This is a genomic window from Tsukamurella ocularis, assembly GCF_965138335.1.
GTDB classification, from domain to species: Bacteria; Actinomycetota; Actinomycetes; order Mycobacteriales; family Mycobacteriaceae; genus Tsukamurella; species Tsukamurella ocularis_A.
This window is the reverse complement of record NZ_CBCSDV010000017.1, coordinates 1-18,077: the sequence shown is the minus strand read 5'-3', so window position 1 is coordinate 18,077 and position 18,077 is coordinate 1. Positions and strand designations below refer to the sequence as shown.

Sequence of the window (18,077 nt, the reverse complement as noted above, 5' to 3'; positions counted from 1 at the left end):
GGGCTCCTACTTCTTCTTGAACGGGGGGACGCTGATGGTGTTGATCTGGTCGCCGTAGCCGGGCCAGTTGCCGGTGTCGGTGCAGATCGCGTACGTGGTGATGGCGCGCCGGTTCGCGGTGCGGCCGTCGATGACGTCGTCGCGGGTGAGGCGGTTCACCGACACGAGGTGCGGCGGCTCCGTCGACTGGACGATGAAGATGAAGTCGTCCACGGGGCTGCCGAGCAGGTGCAGCAGGTCCCGGTAGAACGGGTCCTGCTGGTAGTAGCCGAAGTCGCCGGCCGCGCGAGCGAACGCGTGCGGGGAGGCGTCGGCGGCGGTCTTGAAGTCGACGACCGCGTCGGGGCGCAGCCAGTCGAGGCGGCCGCGCAGGCGCACGCCGGTCTCGGGGTCGGTGCCGAGCATCGACACCTCAGGGGCGCCGACGCTCAGCAGGTCGGTCGCGGTCTTCGACAGGGACAGCGCATCGGCCATGCGTTCGGCCCGCTGCCAGTCCCTCTCGAGCACCGGCGTCTTGCCGTCGGCGTACGCCTGGTCGCGCTCCTCCTTGGCCGCCTTGGTGCGCCAGTCGGCGGCGTCGACGGTGACGATGGTCGCGCCGGCGCCGAGCACGATCTTGTGCACCAGCGTGCCGAGGTCGAACACCTTCTTCGGCGCGCGCCCGTTGAGCTGGTTGTGCCGGAACTCGGCGGGCGTCCGCGTGGCGAGCAGCTTCGCGCCCGTGCTCGACAGGGAGCCCGGATGCGCGTGGTACTCAGCCTCGGGGATGTCGAAGTGCAGGCCGTCGACCTCATCGGCGAACGCGATCATCGACTCATCCACCTCTGCGGGAAGAGGCGTGCGAACGCGATCGTGCCGTGCGCGCACCTCAGCGCAGCACCGTGGGACGCGTGACAGCACTGCAGGATCGGGCCGGCGTCAGGACTCACGATCACGGCGACGACCCAGCCCACCCACGTCTTGGTGACCCGCAGCCGCGGGTACCGGCGGGCCATCAGTTCGCCACCCGGATGCAGTTCGCGGTGCTTCCGCCCGGCGCCCACGCGCTGTAGACGAGGTCGCCCGTGGAGACGTCGAACACGCGGCACGAGACCGCCCAGCCGGTCGGGGAGACGATGGACGCGCCGAATCGGTCGCCCGCGTAGATGGGGCCCTGGATCACGGTGGTCTGCCCGCACTCGGTGTGCACGTACCCCTTCGGCCACGTGATCGAAGCGCAGCCCTCGGTATTGAGGACGACGGCGACGTTGCCGCCGCGGGTGTAGGCACCCGGGGTGGCGCCGGCGGGGGCCGCGCACGAGGCAAGCGCCACGGCCAGCACGGCAGGGATGATCAGGTTCTTCATCGGTGACTCCCAGCGCGCACCATCTGCGTGCGCAAGTAGTTGTATTCGGGGACAGTGAGGTTCATCGCCTGCCGCAGTCGCACGCCCACTCCGCGGGGAAGGGTCGGCGCGTTCGGGTCGAAGCCCCAGCGGGTGAGCGCGCGGCGGGCCGCCCGGATCCGCTGCTCGGTGATCTCGGTCGGGCCGAGGGGCCGGCCGTACTCGCTGCGGGGCCGGTCCTTCACGACGGTGATCCCGTGCTCGGCGCGGAGCCGGGCGACGGTGGCGTCGTCGAGGCGCCGCGGCGTGCCGCGGGGCGTCACCGGCCCACTCCGTCTCGGTCGCGGGACCCGGCGCGATGCACCGACATGCCCCAGGCTCCGAACCCGATCACGCCGAGCACGACCGCGGCGCCGACGACGGCGGGGTACGCGCGGAGCAGCTGCGCGAACAGGTAGACGACCGCGAACGCGATCGCCGCGAGCGCGACGAGCTCGCCGGTGTGCGAGACAGGCGGGCAGCTGGGGCCCGGCTCCTCCGAGGTGCCATCCGCGTGGGGATGGCTATGCTGAATGTGCACGCGAACTCCTTCCCGAGTTCTCGTTCAGGGCCTCCACCCGTGGCAGCGGGAGGGGGTCTACTTCTTGTCCCGATCTGACCTACGGATCATGAGGCATGTTCCACGTCGGGCGCAGCTTCGTGGGCCTCGAACAGCTCGTCCCAGTCGCGGCCGAGTCGGGCGGCGATCGCGATGGCGAGGTCTTCGCTGATCGACCGCAGTTTGCCGGTCTCGATCAGGTGGATGGTGTTCTGCGATCGGCGCACCAGGTATGCGAGTTCGCGCTGCGAGTACCGCATCGACTGGCGCCGGCGCCGGATCTGGTCGCCGCTCTTGACCTGCATCCATACCTCCCTTCTGCGAGTAGGCGGCTTCCTGCGTCGGATTGCCGTGACAGTCATCTTGCCCTCCAATGGTCGCTTTGACAAGTGGATCATGTGTCATGTTCCACTGCTTGTCAAGATGACAAGCGATCTTTTGGGCGAATGACCTGGCAGTCCCTAGCGGTAAGTTGTCACGTACCCGGTGCGCCGCGCTGGAACAAGCGACTACCAACCCTTGAGGCTCTCCCTATGGACACACCATCCACGCTCGCCGAGATCATCGATCTCGCGTCCGAGCGCCACAACGGGGCATCTGGGAGGCGCCTTGCCGAAATCGCTCAAGCCGACGGCTTCACGCTGTCGCACGCAACTGTCAACCGACTGCGCCGTGGTGACGCCGGCACCGTGTCGCAGGCGACGATCGATGCGCTCGCACACCTCGCGCGAGTTGATTCGGCAGTCGTCGTCCGGGCGGCCGATGCCGCGTCAACCGGTCGACCGCCCGAGGCGATCGTTCGGGACTACTCCCGGCTCAACGCAGATCTTTCGCGTCTCGAGATTGAGTACGCCGCGGTTCGCAACATCGCCGTCGTTCGCGCGCAGGCCGAGCTGGCTACCCTGGCTGGTGTCACGCCCCAGGGCGGCACGTACCCGCCGCTCGCGCACGAGAAGAACCGAGGACGGATCCCGCCTCCGGCCAATGACGAGGAGCGTGATCAACTCCTCGAGTTCTATGGGTTCACGCCAGCTCAGCTCGCGAAGTTCAATCTCGGTAACGGCAAGGTCCTGGTCGGATTCCTCATGACGGTCCACACCGACGCTCTTGACCGGGGCCAGCCGGACCTGTGGGCGGACACCCTGATTCCAGGGTTCGACGAGCAGCTCAAGGAGGTTGGCACCGCGTCCGTGCGCGGCGTTGGCTACCTCGCGGCGCCCGCCTGGGTTCGACGCGCTCTCGCCCGCACAGGGTGGGTGTCGCCGACGATGTTCCAGTCGCCGCGCCCGACCGCACTGGCGGTCGCTGAGGCGGAGCGGAGCCTTCACTACGACCCCGAGGGCGCGACATACTTCGTTCAAAGCCTTGACGCCCCCGTCGGCGCCGAGGGCTCGATGGGCCCGGATGAGAAGACCATCGCCCGACTGATCGAGAGCACCATAGCCGAAGCGACCGCCGCTAACCGAGCAGCTGTCGAAAACGCGAAAGCCGTCGCCGGACAAGGGGTCGTCCTCCCCATCGGCAACCTCATCGCCGAGTATGAGCGCCACGCACGCCTGGTGCGTAGCCTTGGCCCCGCCGAAGTTGGGCAGTTGCCGTTCACAGTGGCCGTCAGGTACCAGTCCGCGTTCGACAACGGCTCGGTGCTCGCCGCGCAGACGAACAAGATCGAGCAGTCCGCCACCGGATCCCGGGCGTGGGGGCAGACCGCCAACACGGTCGGCAACACCATCACGGCCCAGGCCACGATTTTCGAGTCGTCCCTGCAGGTCATGCGCGCTTTCAGGGAAGCGATCGACGAGGGGGTCGCCGCGTTCGTGGCGTCGGGTGCTGCCCCCACGCCACTGCCGCCCCGCCCGCCGCAACCGACCACTATCAGCGGCTCTGCGCCACGGATCGTCGGTGAGCGCACCCGCGCCACCGCTGCTGAGATCGGGCGGAGCCTCTCGACCCCGCGACGGACCACCGTCAACCGTGAGCCTGTCGCGTCCGAGGCCGAGGTGTACACGCGCACCGCAGCGGACTTCGAGGACATCGTCAGCGGATACCGGCTCGAGGCCGGCGACAGCACCGTCGACAATGTCGCGCTCGACCACACCGACATCGTCGAGACCTACCGGCGGTACGCCAGCCTGATCACCGCACTGGGCCCGGCTGCCATCATGGCCCACCTGCCCTTCGAGGTCGCCGAACCTCTCCTCACCGGGTTCGCCGGAATCGACCGGACCCTCCGGGCGATCCGGAAGATCGAAGCGGAAGTGGACTGGACTCAGACCGTCGTCTCCAACACGTTCGCCGGACAACGCCGGGTGTTGGTGGTCGCCTCGGAGACCATCGAGCGCGTGCAGCAGATCATCGTTGACGGGCTCGCGTCGGCGACAGGCATCTCGCCCGCGGAGGCGCTCGCAGCGGCCCGGAGCAGTACTCGCACACCCGGGGCGGACCTGCGGCAACTGCGCAACGCGATCGTGCACGGCGCCGCCGTCGACGTCACGACCCCTGCCCGATACGCCGGCCCCGACCTCCCCGTTGAACTCGCCGCATCGGCGGCCTGGCCCGATCACCGGCCTGTCGAAGCGGTCGACGCCGATCGGTTCCAGGCGTGGCGCGAGGCCGGCGAGCCTGCCGACTGGATGTCCTACCGATCGGCCAAAGCGCCGGACCGGCCGACGTCTACCTCCGAACTTGTATCTAGCGTTTCGGATATGCAAGCCGAACAGCGTGCAGACGAAGGCCGCCAGGCTCCGGACTTGACAGGTAACGCCCATCCGGATGGCCCGGACCGCTGGCCGAACGGTGAACCGGTCTACGACGAGCACTGGGAACAGTGGAAGGCGTGGCAGGGAGCGGGCGCGCCGGCGGGCGCCTGGGAGGCATTCCGGGCTTCGGACGCGCAACAGGCGCACGAGCTGGTCGCTCGCTTCGTGCCGGGCCTGACCGACGCTGAGCGTCGACACGAGGCCCAGGACCGCGATGCCGAAGGACCGGATGGAGAGGGGCCGGAGGGCGGCGCGTGAGCGGATTCAGCGTTGCGCGGGCCGCAGGGCCCGCGCGGAGACGTGGGGTCTCAGCGCGGGCGGTGGCGGCCTAGGCCGGCGGGCGGTTCAGCCGCTTCCGGTCGGCGAGGATCTGCTGCTCGATCCGCCGGATGTCCGCGACCTCAACGGCAACCTCGGCGCCACGAGTCTCCGAGTCCCGCATCTGCTTGTAGATCGAGTAACGCTCGAACGCAAGTTCCTCTGCGCTGCTCCGACTCACGCTGCCCTTGCCGGCGAGGACGGGGTACTCGTTGAACTGGATGAAGTCGCTGGTCTTCTGCACCCAGTCCGCCATCCGCATCTCACGCCGCCGCATCGCCATGCCCTCGGCGTACTCGAGGAATTGCGAGGTCAGCAGGTTGAGCCGCTGGAGCTCCTCCTCGGTCAAGTAGTTCTTCGCCCACCTGACGTCGTCCTTGCACACCTTCGTGCCCTTGTAACTGGTCAGGCCCATGTTCGGGGCCTGAGGGTCCGCACGCATCGCGATGATCTCGGGCGCGGTGTTCCCGGTGATCGCGAAGTGCAGTGAGTTCTGGATCTGCGCGAAGACGGCGGCCGCGCCAGGGTCAGATGCGACATAGTCGATCGACGTGGTGGCGAAGATGTCGCGGATCTGCTTGTAGAACCGAGCCTCGGAGGTCCGAATCTCCCGGATTCGACTGAGCAGCTCGTTGAAGTAGTCGGCGCCAGCGGGGTCCTTGAGGCGCTCGTCGTTCATCACGAAGCCCTTGACGAGGAACTCCTTGAGCAGGGGGGTCGCCCAGTTTCGGAACTGGATACCGCGCGGCCCCTGGACGCGGTAACCAACAGCGAGGATCGCCTCCAGGTTGTACTGCTCGATGCGACGGGCCACCTGTCGCCCCTGCTCAAGCCCAACTTTTTCACGATGTGTAACAGTTGCCGCGCGCGTGAGCTCGCCGCTCTCGTACACCTTCTTGAGATGTCGACTCACCGTCGCGACGGTGATGTCGTAGAGGATGGCGATCTCCGACTGGGTCATCCAGAGGCTTCCGTTGAAGGGGCGGAAGTGGACTTCAACGCGGCCGTCTTCGGTTCGGAAGACGAACATCTCACCTTCGGGCCCATCGGGACCCGTCTCGAGCTCGGTCAAGGTTTGCTCCTTGGTCGATGGTCGGCCCCACGTTCCAACCGCGCACCGACAGCTCTCGATTTGGAGAGTCGGCGGCACGCTGGCTACCATCGACCAGGTCGTCCTGCCAAGACGTTGATCGACGGATCGTGTCGGTCCGCTGCACTTGGGTGCTGGCGGGGCCGGTTCGGCGCATCTCTGCATCGAACATCGCTCACTATATCGCGGCCCCCCGCAAGTGGCGGGACGCGCCGATGCGTCCCTGTGAGTTTTTTCACCCGGTCCTGTGGATTAATCTGTGGATGGAGCGTCCATCTCCGCAGGTCAAGTGAGGTAGAAGGAATTCATCCACAGGCTGGCGGGTCGGGCGTGTCGTAACGACACCGTTGTAGTTTCCCGTGAGCCGCTGCTAAGCCGCGCGGCATCGGTTATTGTCGGTGTCGTCCTGCCAAGACGTTGATCAAATCCCCTGATGGGGAGTGCCGCCCCGGAGACGCTTCGAGCGCCCGGGGCGTTGTGCTATCCAAGCCCGATTCTGCGAATAACAACGGTGTAGTTCCTGGTCAGAGCGTTTTCTTGTCGGTCGACGCGTGTACAACGTCCGGTATGACCAGAACGAACCCGCCGTGGCATCCGTGGCGCGAGGCGCGCGCCCGCGGGCACTTGCGGATCAGCTTCGACGCGCCGTCGGCGGTGCGAGGCCGGCACGGGCGGGACGGTCGCGTCGAGCTGCACCCGACGATGACGCAGGCCGAGCGCCGGTCCGCGCTCGCGCACGAGCTCGTCCACGACGAGCGCCAGGTGTACCCGCGCGACGTCGTGCTCGCGGCGAAGGAGGAGCGCACCGTCGAGACGATCGCGGCGCGGCGGCTGATCGACCTCGAGCGCCTCGTCGAGGTGCTCCGCTGGACCAGATACGCCACCGAGGCCGCTGAGGAGCTCTGGGTGGACGTGCCGATGCTCCTCGCGCTCATCCGGTCCCTGACCGACGACGAGCGGCTCTGGATCAACATGAGGGTCGAGGAGGGGCCGTGCTGAGCGACCGCGACCGCGCGATGCTCGACTTCGAGGCGGGCTGGTGGCGGCAGCGGGGCTCGAAGGAGAACGCGATCGCCGCCGAGTTCGACCTGACGCCGGTGAGGTACTACCAGCTGCTGAACCGGCTGCTCGACGAGCCGGCCGCCGTGGCGTACGCGCCCGCGGTCGTAGGCCGGCTACGTCGCATCCGCGACGTCCGGGCTGAGCACCCGCGGGGGAGCAGGCCGGGCGACCTGACAGGTTGAGGGTTGTTGATATATCAACCCGTCGCGCCGGTTTCGCCTGGTCGTGGCCCTCGCCTCACTCGGTGCGGCGTCTTGGCGATTTGAGTCCTTTTCCCAGGTCAACGCGTTTTCAGGAACAGGTTCGAGTCCTGGCGGGAGAGCGCACCGGCGTTCGTCGACTCCTCAGCGCCGGCCGACCTTGCCGGCCGCCCTCGCCGGCCGCGAGGGCACGGTCACCCGGGCAGGGCGAGGCCCACGAGCAGAACGTTGAGATCGTTCCCAGGCCCGGACGTTCATCCAGCTCCGAGATCTGGGCCGGTCCGGGCGGCGATGTTCGATCGTCCGGACAGACGCCGAAGGGGCCGGGGATCCACGCGAATGTGGATCCTCGGCCCCTTCGGTCGAGGCGAGGTGTTTAGACGACCTGCACCGAGACGGCCTGCGGGCCGCGGTCGCCGGCCTCCTCCTCGAACGACACGCGGTCGTTCTCATCGAGGCTGCGGAAGCCGCCGTTGCCGAGGATGCCGGAGAAATGAACGAACAGGTCCTTGCCGCCGGCGTCCGGGGTGATGAACCCGAAGCCCTTGTCGGCGTTGAACCACTTCACGATGCCCTGAGCCATGCGATTACTCTCCTGAGTATCAAAAGGTATGCAGGACCGAATTTTTCGGCCCTGGGTGTGCGGAGGTACGCGAAAACAAAGCAACCGGGAACTACTCACGGAGTTTGGGATGTGTCCGCCGCGGAAAATCTTCGCGAACGAGCCACTAAGAAAATCAACCGATTTCATCGTAGCAGAGTTCCGCGGGGCCGGCCAGGCTTTCGCGGCGTTCCGGTCGGCGCCCTCGTCGGGCAGCGTGCCGGCGGCTTCAGTGGTTCGCGCGTTCCCAGCTCGCGACCGGGCCGGGCACGACGTGGAAGGACGGATGCGGATCGGGGTGTTCGACGGCGCGCCACTGCTCCGCCACCTCGGGGCTCCGCGCTGCGAGCTTGGCCGCCAGGTGCGCCCACTCCAGGCCCACTTGGCCGTCGGTCACGTCGATCGGGGCGACGGTCGCGCCGGGCTCGTCGATGCGGGTGCGGTCGAAGTTGTAGCCCCTGGCGTCCGCCTCGTCGGCGAGGGCGGCGAGATAGGCACCGACCGTGGCGAGCGGCTCGGGCGTCGCGCGGAACCTTCAGCTGAGGATGCCGCGTGTACCCCTTGGTCCGGCCGGCGAGCACCGCCTGCGCGAGCAGCGTCTCGCGCCAGCAGGCGATGAGCGCCTGCCGGTCGAGGTAGCGGGGGTGTAACGACCAGATGCGCATGGCCCCACGCTATCCGGCGCGGCTTCCGGTCGGCAGGCGCGGGCCGCCGGACTCGGGGTCCAGCGGCCCGCGCCTCGGCGGGATCGCGCGCGCCGGGGGAGGGGAGCGCGGCGATCGGGTCTCAGTTCGGCGCCTCCCAGTCGTAGCCGGTGCCGGTGTCCACCTCCACGCATTCGAGGGTGTCGCCGTTCGGCGTGGTGATGCGCTGCCCCTCCTGGGTGGCGGTGCACGAGTCGTACATCGACGGGGTGTCGGCGGCGGCGATGGCGGGAGTGAGGGCGAAGGCCGAGATCGCGAGGAATCCGGCTGCGGCGAGGGTCTTTCGGCTGATGGTCATGGTTCGACGGTGCGCCGTGAACCTGGGGATCCGGTGTCAGCCGGATGCGACTTCGCTGGGGCTCGACGCTGCAGCCGCCGTCGGGATCGCCGCAGCGGCTGGGGCAGCGCCGGGTGGCGAATGTGACGAGACGCACACCGCGGAGGACGTGCAGGTGATGGGCGGTTCTGCTGGTGTCGATGGGGCTTTTCTCGTCGATCCGTTGACAGAAATACGTTCGGCTCATAACGTGAAATCTGCTCGACACGACATAGATTTTCCGATGGGAGCGCGAGATGAACGACACCCGAGCCACCCCGGCGCGAGTCCCGCGACGTTCCGTCGAAGCGGCTCCGCCGCTGGTTCTCCACCCCCGCGGTGGCGTCGTGATCGTCACCCTGTTGGTGCTGATGGTGGGCCTGATGATGGCGCCGCTCGTCGTGCACCTCACGGGCGTTCCGATCGGCTGATCGCCGTCGAGCAGCACACGCAATCCCCGACGCGAAGGAGAGCACGATGAGCTTCACCGATGACGCCAAGAACAAGGCGCAGGACGTCAAGGGCCGGGCCAAGGAGACCGTCGGCACCGCCTTCGACGATCCGCAGCTCAAGCAGGAGGGTCGCGGCGACCAGGCCGAGGCCTCGATCAAGGACAAGATCGCCGGCGCCGCCGACAAGGTCAAGGAGGGCGTCGACGAGGTGAAGGACAAGCTCTCGGGCAACTGACCCGACCGCGACCCGATGACGATGGGAGCTGGACATGATTCGACGGATCGCACGACCCCTGCTCGGTTCGGTCTTCGTCTACACCGGTTACACCGGCCTGACGAGCGACCCGGGGAAGAAGGCGGACACCGTCGCCCCGCTGGTGGAGAAAGCCACTGAGGCCCTGCCCGATTCACCGGCGATCCCGACGAGCGCCCGGAGTTGGGTACGCATCAACGCGGGCGTCCAGCTCGGCGGCGGCCTGCTGCTCGCCACCGGGCGGGCGCCGCGGGCGGCCTCGCTGGCCCTCGCCGGCACGCTCGTGCCCGCGACGGTCGTCGACCACCCGTTCTGGGCGGAGTCGGACCCCGAGGCCCGGCGTCAGCAACAGCTGCACTTCGTGAAGAACCTGTCCCTGCTGGGCGGCCTGCTCATCGCGGGCTTCGATACCGAGGGCAGGCCGGGCGTCACCTGGCGCGCACGGCGCGCGGCGGAGCGCGCGTCCGAGCGGGTGTCCGACACCGTCGCGGCCATCGCCCCCGGTGGCCACGACGACGCGAACACCTGGCAGGACCGGGCCCACGCGGCCCAGGAGTACGGCGCGACCGCGATCGGCAGGGCGAAGCCCGCGGTCGCGGGAGTCGTCGAGAAGGCCAGGCCGGCGATCACGGACGCGGCCGAGAAGGTGAAGCCGGCCGTCGACGACGCGGTGGAACGCGCGCGCCCCGTCCTGGACGACGTCGTGGACCGTGCCCGACCGGTTCTGGCCGATGCGGCGGAGGCCGCGTCCGGCTTCGTCGATGCGGCGGGCGAGCGCCTGCACGCCCTCCGCGACGAGGCCTCCGCCGCGGTGGCGGAGAGGAAGCGGGCGCGCGTCGCGTAACGTGGGCCGCCCGGCCGGATCGCGGCCGCGGTAGGTCGACCAGAATCGAGACGCCGTGCCCCGCAGGCCAGAGTTCACCGGGCGGTACACCGACGCGCTGCACGCGCTGGAGGTGTCGACGCAGCGGAGCGCTCGGGTCGAGAACCTTGGAGGCCAGTACGCGTTACGCGTCGACTTCGAGCTCGGGCGGTACCTGCTCGCGACGAACACCGAGACGGTGGTCGGCCTGGCCGACGAGGACGCCGGAGCCCCGTGGCGGATCCGGTTCTTCGACGGTGCCCTCGACGAGGGCGCGGCCGTGCTGATCGCCGACCGCTCGGCGGCCTGGCTGATCGACGCCTACGACGCCGCCGTCGGCGACCTGCCGCCGCTGGCCGACGTCCCGCACACCTGACCGTCCCCGCGGACCCGGATCCCCTGGGCGCGCCGCGGGGACGGCGGGTGGTCCCACGTCGGCCGGGCCGCGGGATCTACAGTGGACGCATCAGGTTTTCGTTCGCGTGCGACGCAGCAGTGCGGTGCCCGGGAGCGAACGGGCGAAGGAGGAGTGCGATGACGCAGTCGCATCGCGTGCGCTCCGATCTCGGCGTGTACAGCATCTCGGTGGCGTCGGAGCTGTCGCAGGTCGGTCTCCAGACGCTCCGCCTCTACCAGCGGAGGCATCTGATCCGGCCCCAGCGCACGGCGGGCGGCACCCGCCGATACAGCGAGGACGACATCGGACGCATCCGTCGGATCACGGAACTCGTCGCCACCGGGGTCAACCTCCCGGGCGTCGAGCGCATCCTGGCGCTGGAGGACGAGTGCGCCGACCTGCGGGCGCAGCTCGATTCCGCTCGCGCCGAGTAGCGGTTACGGCTGCACGTTCACCGAATACGCCGCCGCGGCGTCACGCACGTCGAGGACGTACTTGCGGGACTGGTTGTAGACCATGACGGCCTTCTCCCAGCCCTTCGCCGTGGTGAGGTCCTTGCCCGAGACGCACAGGTAGCGCGCCGCGGTCATCGCGGCGTCGTCGATGTTGTCCGGGTCGGCCGCGCCGTCGCCGTTGGCGTCCACGCCGAACCGCTGCCACGTCTCCGGGATGAACTGGAACGGGCCCATCGCGGCGTCGTACTTCGCGTTCGGCCGGTGCGGGTCGGTGCCCGTCGCCAGGATCTCCTGGTTGCCGTTCGTCCCGTCGAGCGGCACGCCGCGGATGGGCGGCGAGACCTTCCCGTTCGGAGCGATCGTCGCGCCGTGGTAGGTGCCGTGCTTGCTCTCGATGAAGGCGATGCCCGCCAGGGTGGTCCACGCGATACCGCACTCGGGCGTGCGTTGGCGCAGCGCCTCGGCCGCGTTGCCGTAGGCCTCCAGGGAGATCACGGGGATCCCGGTGGCCACGCTGATGGGGGTGGCCCAGTCGCGGAGCAGATCCGACGTGCGGCCGGGGCCGTTGACGTTGATCAACGGCACGGGTGCGCCCGCGCCGGGCGGGATGCCCTGCGGGATGTCCGGACGCGGGTCGATCGCGCCGCAGCCGGCGAGCACCGTCGACGCGACGCCGACGACGAACGCCGCGCGCATGCGGGAACTGACCATGACCTTGCCGTGACTCTCTCGCCGAAAAGTGGGGGACGCGATCTCAACGTCCGGGCCGTGCCTCGGGGTTCCCGGCGCGGCCGGCCCCCCAGGCGGTGACCCAGGAGTCTACCCCGTCGGAGGCCATCAGCGCCTCGGCCTCGCGCACCCGATCCATGAACGCGAGGACGCGCCGCCGGTAGTCCAGCTCGTAGGCCGCATCCGGCTCCGTCGGGTCGACGGTGACGGTGCGCACGTCCTCCGGGACGAGCTCGGCCGGGAAGTCGACGGTGCGGAGCCGCTCGAAGACCTTCGCCACCAGCGCCAACGCGGGCTGCCCGAGGGAGATCGAGTCGAGCACCGAGGCGCGGTCGCCGCGTTCGATCCGCTTCTGCCGTTCCCAGTTCTCCGCCTGGGTCGCCACGTCGACCTCGGCCCCGTCGGCCAGGTGCGGCGTGCGCCGGCGCACTTTGGCGGCGAGCGTGCGGGCCACGTCGTCGATGCCGAAGGGGTGCGGGCCCTCCTCCGCGATCCGGGAGTGGAAGACCACCTGCAGCAGCAGGTCGCCGAGTTCGCTGCGCAGCTCGTCCGCAGCTGCCGCCCCGCCCGTGGGATCGTCGAGGGCGGCGACCGCGTCGGCCACCTCGTAGGTCTCCTCCACGAGGTACCGCAGCAGGCTGGCGTGCGTCTGTTCCGATTCCCACGGGCCCTCGCGCCGCAGCCGGTCGATCAGCTCGACGGTGTCGAGGACGGCCAGTCCGGCGGGCCGGGGCGCGGCGATCACGTCGGCGCCGCCCGCCCGCAGCGCGGCGGCGGCCGGGTGCTCGCGATCGGAGGTGAGCAGCGTCGCCCCGTCGGGCAGATCCGCGCCGAGCGCGGGCCGCCCGTCGGGCAGGTGCCAGGCGAGCCGCACCGGCAGCTCCTCCGTGTAGTACACGGGGCCGGACAGCCGCCCGAGCGCCGCGACGGGCAGCAGCGTGGGCAACGCGGGATCGAGCAGGACGACGGTGCCGCGCGCCCCGGTCACGGGGCCTCCGCCGCCGCGGCGGCGCGGGGCGGCTGATCGAGCCGCCAGTAGCCGGCGCCCTTGCCGGCCATCGCGGCGAGGAAGTCGGCGACGGCCTGCAGCACCTCGATGTCGCGCACCCGCTCGCTGCCGACGCCGCCCCCGCCGACCCGGGGGAGCGGGAACGTGATGGTGCGCGTCGCGGCGCGGTACGAGCCGCCGGGGTAGAGCCGCTTGAGCCGCATCTGCTGCGAATCCAGCAGTTCCATGGGCGCGATCCGGAGGTTCGTGCCGGTCACGGTGATCTCGGTGACCCCCGCGTCCCGCGCGAGCGAGCGCAGCCGGGCGATCGCCGCGAGCCGCTCCACCTCCACGGGCGGCGGGCCGTACCGGTCGGTGAGCTCGGTGAGCACCTCGGCGACGGCCGTATCGTCATGCGCCGCGGCCAGTTTGCGGTACGCCTCCAGGCGCAGCCGATCGCTGGTGACGTAATCGGGCGGGATGTGCGCGTCCACCGGCAGGTCGATGCGCACCTCCTTCTGCTCCTCCGCCACCGGGATCGGCTTGCCGTCGGCGGCGGCGCGGTAGGCCTCCACCGCCTCGCCGACGAGCCGCACGTACAGGTCGAAGCCGACGCCGGCGACGTGGCCGGACTGCTCGGCGCCGAGAACGTTGCCGGCGCCGCGGATCTCGAGGTCCTTCATCGCGACGGCCATGCCGGCGCCGAGGTCGTTGTTCTGCGCGATGGTCGCCAACCGGTCGTAGGCGGTCTCGGTGAGCGGCTTCTCCGACGGGTAGAGGAAATAGGCGTAGCCGCGCTCGCGCGAGCGGCCCACGCGGCCCCGCAGCTGGTGCAGCTGGCTCAGGCCCAGGTTCTCGGCCCGTTCCACGATGAGGGTGTTCGCGTTCGAGATGTCCAGGCCGGTCTCGACGATGGTGGTGCACACCAGCACGTCGAACTCGCGGTTCCAGAAGCCCTGCACGGTGCTTTCCAGCGCCTCCTCGCCCATCTGCCCGTGCGCCACCACCACGCGCGCCTCCGGCACCATGTCGCGGAGGTGCTTGGCGGCGCGGTCGATCGAGCTGACGCGGTTGTGCACGTAGAAGACCTGGCCGTCGCGCAGCAGCTCGCGGCGGATGGCCGCGGCCACCTGCTTGTCGTCGTACGCGCCCACGTAGGTGAGCACCGGGTGCCGCTCCTCGGGCGGCGTGAGGATGGTGGACATCTCGCGGATGCCGGCCATGCTCATCTCCAGCGTGCGGGGGATCGGGGTCGCGCTCATGGTCAGCACGTCCACATTGGTCCGCAGCGCCTTGATGTGCTCCTTGTGCTCGACACCGAAGCGCTGCTCCTCGTCGACCACGACCAGTCCGAGGTCCTTCCACCGGACGCCGGTCTGCAGCAGTCGGTGGGTGCCGACCACTACGTCGACACTGCCGTCGGCGAGGCCCTCGAGCACGGCCCGGGTCTCCAGCTTGTCGGTGAACCGGGACAGGCCCTTGACGGTGACCGGGAAGCCCTGCATCCGTTCCTCGAAGGTCTTCAGATGCTGTTGCGCCAGTAGGGTCGTGGGTACCAGGACCGCCACCTGCTTGCCGTCCTGCACGGCCTTGAAGGCGGCGCGCACCGCGATCTCCGTCTTGCCGTAGCCCACGTCGCCGATCACCACGCGGTCCATGGGGACGGCCTTCTCCATGTCGGCCTTCACATCGCCGATCACCGTCATCTGGTCGACGGTCTCGGTGAACGGGAAGGCGTCCTCCATCTCGCGCTGCCACGGGGAGTCGGGCGCGAAGGCGTGGCCCGGTGCCGCGTTGCGGGCCGCGTAGAGCTGCACCAGCTCGCCCGCGATCTCGCGGACGGCCTTGCGCGCCTTGCGCTTGGTGTTCTGCCAGTCGCTGCCGCCCATCTTCGACAGCGCCGGCATCTCGCCGCCGACGTACCGCGAGAGCTGGTCCAGCGATTCCATCGGGACGAAGAGCTTGTCGCCCGGCTGGCCCCGCTTGCCCGGCGCGTACTCGATCACCAGGTACTCGCGACGGGCGCCCGCGACGGTCCGCTCGATCATCTCCACGAACTTGCCGATGCCGTGCTCGTCGTGCACCACGAGGTCGCCGGCGGTCAGGGCGAGGGGGTCGACCTGGTTGCGGCGCTTGGCGGGAAGGCGCCGGCCGTCCCCGACGCCCGCGACCCGGTTGCCCGTGAGGTCGGGCTCGGCGAGCAGCACCAGCTTCTCTGCGGGCGCGGTCAGGCCCGTCTGCAGACTGCCGCGCAGCACGCCGACGGTGCCCGCCTGCGGGGCCGCGCCCGCGTCCAACTCGGTGGCGGGGACCTCCGCGTCGCGCAGCCGCTCCAGGATGCGGGCGCGCGTACCCTGGCCCGCGACCACGATCACGCCGGTGCCGCCGGACGCGGCGTGGGCGCGCAGCGTCGCGAAGAGCTTCTCCGCCTCGGCCTCGGAACCCCGTGGCGCGGGCGCGTGTTCGGCGCGGACGGTGAGGTGGTCCGGTCCCTGGTCCGGGCCCGTCGCGAGCGGCGAGACCGTCCACCACGGGCGGCCGGCGCCCGAGACCGAGGCGTGCACCTCGTCGAGCGAGCGGTAGGCGCTGGCGCCCAGGTTCATCCCCGACGGGTCCAGCGGCGCGGCGGAGCCGAGCGCGGCCGCGGTCCACGAGGCCTCGAGGAACTCCTGGCCGGTGCGTCCGAGATCCGCTGCGCGGGTGCGGATCTTCTCGGGATCGAGGAGCACCGTGTGCGCGCCCGCGGGCAGGACGTCGGTCAGCAGTTGCAACTCGCCCGGGATGAGCGCGGGGATGAGGGCCTCCATGCCCTCCACCGGGATGCCCTGGGAGAGCTTCTCCAGCATCTCCACCAGGGCGGCGTCCGACTCGTGTTCGGCCTTGAGCGCCGCCGCACGCTCGCGGACCTCGGCGGTGAGCAGCAGCTCGCGGCACGGGTAGACGTGCACGGTGCCGACCTCGACCTCCGGCTGCGAGCGCTGGTCGGCCACGGAGAAGGCGCGCAGGTCGGTGATCTCGTCGCCCCAGAACTCGACGCGCACCGGCAGATCCGTCGTCGTGGGGAAGACGTCGAGGATGCCGCCGCGGACGGCGAACTCGCCGCGCTTGCCCACCATGTCGACCCGCGTGTAGGCGAGCTCCACGAGGGTCTCGATGAGCTGATCGAAGTCGTGCTCGACGCCCTCGCGCAGCGTGATCGACGGGGCGTCGCCGAGCCCCGGCGCCATCGGCTGCACCAGGGAGCGGACCGTCGCCACGACGGCCCGCAGGGGCTCGCCGTACTGCGCGTCCTCCGGGTGGGCCAGGCGGCGCAGCACCTGCAGTCGGCGCCCGACGGTGTCGGCGCCGGGGGAGAGGCGCTCGTGCGGCAGCGTCTCCCAGCTGGGGAACTGGGCCACGGCACCGTCGCCCAGCATCTCCCGCAGCTCGGAGGTCAGGTCGTCGGCCTCGCGCCCGGTGGCGGTGGCGACGAGGACGGGGGCGCGGTCGGCGAGCGCCGCGACGAGGAAGGGACGCGCACCGTCGACCGCGGTGACCGTGAGGTCGGGCCTGCCCGCGGCCTCCGCGAAGGCGGCGATGTCGGGATCGGCGGCGACCGCCCTGGTCAGTCCGGAGAGGGCTGGGACGGAGGAGGGGGCGGCGTCAGGCACCGAACCAGTGTATTGGCGCGGTCCGACACGTGCCGACGGACCCGAGCGCGGTTCAGCCGGCGGAGCCGGGCGGGGCGTAGCGGGCCAGGAAGGTCGTCACCGCCTCGTCGGCGACGGCGTCCGATTCCTCCTGCGTGCCGCCGGTCCGGCCGCCGGTGAGCGTGAGCCGGTTCAGCGGCGCGGCCAGCGCGAGCCAGGTGAACTGCTCGGCGGCGGCCGCCGGATCGTCGATGCGCAGCAGGCCGCGGCCTGCGAGGTGGGCGAGTGCGTGGGCCAGCAGCGCTTGGTTGCGGTCCCAGCTGCGCCGCACGTAGTCGTCGGCCACGGCGGGGAAGCGCTGCGCTTCTGCGGCCACGAGGGTGCGCATCCGCAGGACGGGCGTGCTCAGCACCCCCGCCTGCAGCGTGCCGGCGAGCGCGCGCAGTCCGCGCCCGGCGTCGTCGGTCGACATGAGTGCGTCGAGGTGCGGGCGCATGGCGTCGCGGCCGCGGTCCACCCAGTCCCGGACGACCGCCGCGTACAGGTCGTCCTTCGACGGGTACTGCCGGTAGAGGGTCTGTTTGGAGATCCGGGCGCCGGCGGCGACGGCGTCCATGGTGGTGCCGGCGAAGCCCCGGTCGAGGAACAGATTCCGGGCGATGGCGAGGAGGTCGGCGCCGCTGCTGCCGCCGGGCCGGCCGCGCGGTCGGGGCGCATCGGGTGCGGTGTACATGCCAAAATAGTACTGGACAGTACTCGGCGACGGGCGTAGCGTACTCCTTGGTACTAAAAGGAGGACGCCATGATCGTCGCAGGTATCGCAGTCGCCGCTCTCGCGGCATTCGTTCTGAGCTCGGTCTACTACGTGTTGCTCTCCCCGGTCGAGCAGCGCGCTCTCGGTGACCGCGCGCTCGATCGCGGGACGCCGGGGCCGGCGAAGGTCGTCGCGGAGCTCGTTCGCACCGCGGTGGTCGCCGCGGGCTTCGCCTGGATCGCCGAGCGTTCCGATCTCCTCGATCTTCCGGACTCCCTCGCGCTCGCCCTCGTGCTGTGGGTCGCGTTCCCGGTGGTGCTGCTCACCGGCTCGATCATCTGGGAGCGCGTCCCGTGGCAGACCGCGGCGATCCACGCCGGAGACTGGCTGCTCAAGCTGGTGCTCGTCGCGGTGGTGCTGGGTCTCCTGCACTGACGGTCGGCGCAGGTCGGCGCACGTCGGAGCTCCCTCTGGGCATGCCGGCTGTGCTCCGGGCGCGGCGTTCAGCGGGGGATCCGGCCCTCGGTGGGGGAGAACCGGCGTCCGGCGGGGGATTCGGCGCACAGTGGGGGAGTCGGCGCTCAAC

General features: G+C 70.1%; 21 protein-coding genes and 1 pseudogene. 9 read left to right on the top strand and 13 right to left on the bottom strand.

The genetic code is table 11. The annotated features are described in order from the left end of the window. Positions 1 to 6: 6 nt before the first annotated feature. The 5 genes from ACNAYW_RS15635 to ACNAYW_RS15615 form a co-directional block, all read right to left on the bottom strand. Complete coding sequence (locus ACNAYW_RS15635) at positions 7 to 810, bottom strand: PD-(D/E)XK nuclease-like domain-containing protein (protein WP_415850597.1); 804 nt, start codon at positions 808 to 810, stop codon at positions 7 to 9. 184 nt (positions 811 to 994) lie between these two features. Next, a complete protein-coding gene (locus ACNAYW_RS15630; protein ID WP_415850596.1) occupies positions 995 to 1,345 on the bottom strand; it encodes a hypothetical protein in 351 nt (116 codons plus the stop codon). Continuing rightward, positions 1,342 to 1,647 (bottom strand): hypothetical protein, encoded by a 306-nt coding sequence (locus tag ACNAYW_RS15625; protein ID WP_415850595.1) that lies wholly within the window; start codon positions 1,645 to 1,647, stop codon positions 1,342 to 1,344. Before ACNAYW_RS15625 ends, ACNAYW_RS15630 begins: the two co-directional genes overlap by 4 nt. Further along, positions 1,644 to 1,904 (bottom strand): hypothetical protein, encoded by a 261-nt coding sequence (locus ACNAYW_RS15620; protein WP_415850594.1) that lies wholly within the window; start codon positions 1,902 to 1,904, stop codon positions 1,644 to 1,646. The genes ACNAYW_RS15625 and ACNAYW_RS15620 overlap by 4 nt, the downstream gene beginning before the upstream one ends. A gap of 86 nt (positions 1,905 to 1,990) precedes the next feature. Beyond that, complete coding sequence (locus tag ACNAYW_RS15615; RefSeq protein WP_068524367.1) at positions 1,991 to 2,227, bottom strand: helix-turn-helix transcriptional regulator; 237 nt, start codon at positions 2,225 to 2,227, stop codon at positions 1,991 to 1,993. A 228-nt stretch (positions 2,228 to 2,455) separates the two neighbouring features. On the opposite strand from ACNAYW_RS15615, the gene ACNAYW_RS15610 reads away from it, so the two are divergent. After that, positions 2,456 to 4,939, top strand: coding sequence for a hypothetical protein (locus ACNAYW_RS15610; protein ID WP_415850593.1), 2,484 nt, complete (start codon positions 2,456 to 2,458; stop codon positions 4,937 to 4,939). A 70-nt stretch (positions 4,940 to 5,009) separates the two neighbouring features. Here the strand turns inward: ACNAYW_RS15610 and rhuM are convergent, their stop codons facing one another. Next, on the bottom strand, positions 5,010 to 6,071 hold the full coding sequence (rhuM, locus tag ACNAYW_RS15605; RefSeq protein WP_231884500.1) for a RhuM family protein: 1,062 nt from the start codon (positions 6,069 to 6,071) through the stop codon (positions 5,010 to 5,012). 585 nt (positions 6,072 to 6,656) lie between these two features. Here rhuM and ACNAYW_RS15600 point away from each other — a divergent pair. Next, entirely contained in the window at positions 6,657 to 7,088 is a 432-nt protein-coding gene (locus ACNAYW_RS15600) for a hypothetical protein (RefSeq protein ID WP_231884501.1), read from the top strand. Next, positions 7,082 to 7,333, top strand: coding sequence for a DUF3263 domain-containing protein (locus tag ACNAYW_RS15595; protein ID WP_326482783.1), 252 nt, complete (start codon positions 7,082 to 7,084; stop codon positions 7,331 to 7,333). Before ACNAYW_RS15600 ends, ACNAYW_RS15595 begins: the two co-directional genes overlap by 7 nt. A 394-nt stretch (positions 7,334 to 7,727) precedes the next feature. Here the strand turns inward: ACNAYW_RS15595 and ACNAYW_RS15590 are convergent, their stop codons facing one another. The 3 genes and pseudogenes from ACNAYW_RS15590 to ACNAYW_RS15580 all read right to left on the bottom strand — a co-directional run bounded on the left by ACNAYW_RS15590 (position 7,728) and on the right by ACNAYW_RS15580 (position 8,954). After that, complete coding sequence (locus tag ACNAYW_RS15590; protein WP_415850592.1) at positions 7,728 to 7,934, bottom strand: cold-shock protein; 207 nt, start codon at positions 7,932 to 7,934, stop codon at positions 7,728 to 7,730. Between the two features lie 247 nt (positions 7,935 to 8,181). Further along, positions 8,182 to 8,617, bottom strand: a pseudogene (locus ACNAYW_RS15585) (pyrimidine dimer DNA glycosylase/endonuclease V). A 121-nt stretch (positions 8,618 to 8,738) separates the two neighbouring features. Next, the gene (locus ACNAYW_RS15580) at positions 8,739 to 8,954 is read right to left on the bottom strand and encodes a hypothetical protein (RefSeq protein WP_415850591.1); all 216 of its coding nucleotides are present in this window, start codon (positions 8,952 to 8,954) and stop codon (positions 8,739 to 8,741) included. Between the two features lie 275 nt (positions 8,955 to 9,229). On the opposite strand from ACNAYW_RS15580, the gene ACNAYW_RS15575 reads away from it, so the two are divergent. From ACNAYW_RS15575 to ACNAYW_RS15555, 5 genes are all read left to right on the top strand, one after another. Next, positions 9,230 to 9,403 (top strand): hypothetical protein, encoded by a 174-nt coding sequence (locus ACNAYW_RS15575; RefSeq protein WP_415850590.1) that lies wholly within the window; start codon positions 9,230 to 9,232, stop codon positions 9,401 to 9,403. A gap of 46 nt (positions 9,404 to 9,449) precedes the next feature. Beyond that, positions 9,450 to 9,659: a CsbD family protein gene (locus tag ACNAYW_RS15570; RefSeq protein ID WP_415850589.1), complete on the top strand. Its 210-nt coding sequence runs from the start codon at positions 9,450 to 9,452 to the stop codon at positions 9,657 to 9,659. Between the two features lie 34 nt (positions 9,660 to 9,693). Then, positions 9,694 to 10,521 carry a DoxX family protein gene (locus tag ACNAYW_RS15565; protein ID WP_415850588.1) on the top strand — a complete coding sequence of 276 codons (828 nt, stop codon included), beginning with the start codon at positions 9,694 to 9,696 and terminating at the stop codon, positions 10,519 to 10,521. A 55-nt stretch (positions 10,522 to 10,576) separates the two neighbouring features. Beyond that, the gene (locus ACNAYW_RS15560; protein WP_415850587.1) at positions 10,577 to 10,915 is read left to right on the top strand and encodes a hypothetical protein; all 339 of its coding nucleotides are present in this window, start codon (positions 10,577 to 10,579) and stop codon (positions 10,913 to 10,915) included. A 158-nt stretch (positions 10,916 to 11,073) separates the two neighbouring features. Beyond that, positions 11,074 to 11,370: a MerR family transcriptional regulator gene (locus ACNAYW_RS15555; RefSeq protein ID WP_415850586.1), complete on the top strand. Its 297-nt coding sequence runs from the start codon at positions 11,074 to 11,076 to the stop codon at positions 11,368 to 11,370. A gap of 3 nt (positions 11,371 to 11,373) precedes the next feature. Here the strand turns inward: ACNAYW_RS15555 and ACNAYW_RS15550 are convergent, their stop codons facing one another. Genes ACNAYW_RS15550 through ACNAYW_RS15535 form a run of 4 tightly spaced genes read right to left on the bottom strand, consistent with a single transcriptional unit; the run spans position 11,374 to position 17,470 of the window. Beyond that, positions 11,374 to 12,102: a lytic transglycosylase domain-containing protein gene (locus tag ACNAYW_RS15550; protein WP_415850585.1), complete on the bottom strand. Its 729-nt coding sequence runs from the start codon at positions 12,100 to 12,102 to the stop codon at positions 11,374 to 11,376. Between the two features lie 43 nt (positions 12,103 to 12,145). Continuing rightward, entirely contained in the window at positions 12,146 to 13,108 is a 963-nt protein-coding gene (locus ACNAYW_RS15545; RefSeq protein ID WP_415850584.1) for a nucleoside triphosphate pyrophosphohydrolase, read from the bottom strand. Continuing rightward, positions 13,105 to 16,758 (bottom strand): transcription-repair coupling factor, encoded by a 3,654-nt coding sequence (mfd, locus tag ACNAYW_RS15540; protein WP_415850583.1) that lies wholly within the window; start codon positions 16,756 to 16,758, stop codon positions 13,105 to 13,107. The genes ACNAYW_RS15545 and mfd overlap by 4 nt, the downstream gene beginning before the upstream one ends. A gap of 52 nt (positions 16,759 to 16,810) precedes the next feature. Then, a complete protein-coding gene (locus ACNAYW_RS15535; protein WP_415850582.1) occupies positions 16,811 to 17,470 on the bottom strand; it encodes a TetR/AcrR family transcriptional regulator in 660 nt (219 codons plus the stop codon). A gap of 69 nt (positions 17,471 to 17,539) precedes the next feature. On the opposite strand from ACNAYW_RS15535, the gene ACNAYW_RS15530 reads away from it, so the two are divergent. Then, the gene (locus ACNAYW_RS15530) at positions 17,540 to 17,926 is read left to right on the top strand and encodes a DUF1761 domain-containing protein (protein ID WP_415850581.1); all 387 of its coding nucleotides are present in this window, start codon (positions 17,540 to 17,542) and stop codon (positions 17,924 to 17,926) included. The last annotated feature ends 151 nt before the right edge of the window (positions 17,927 to 18,077 follow it).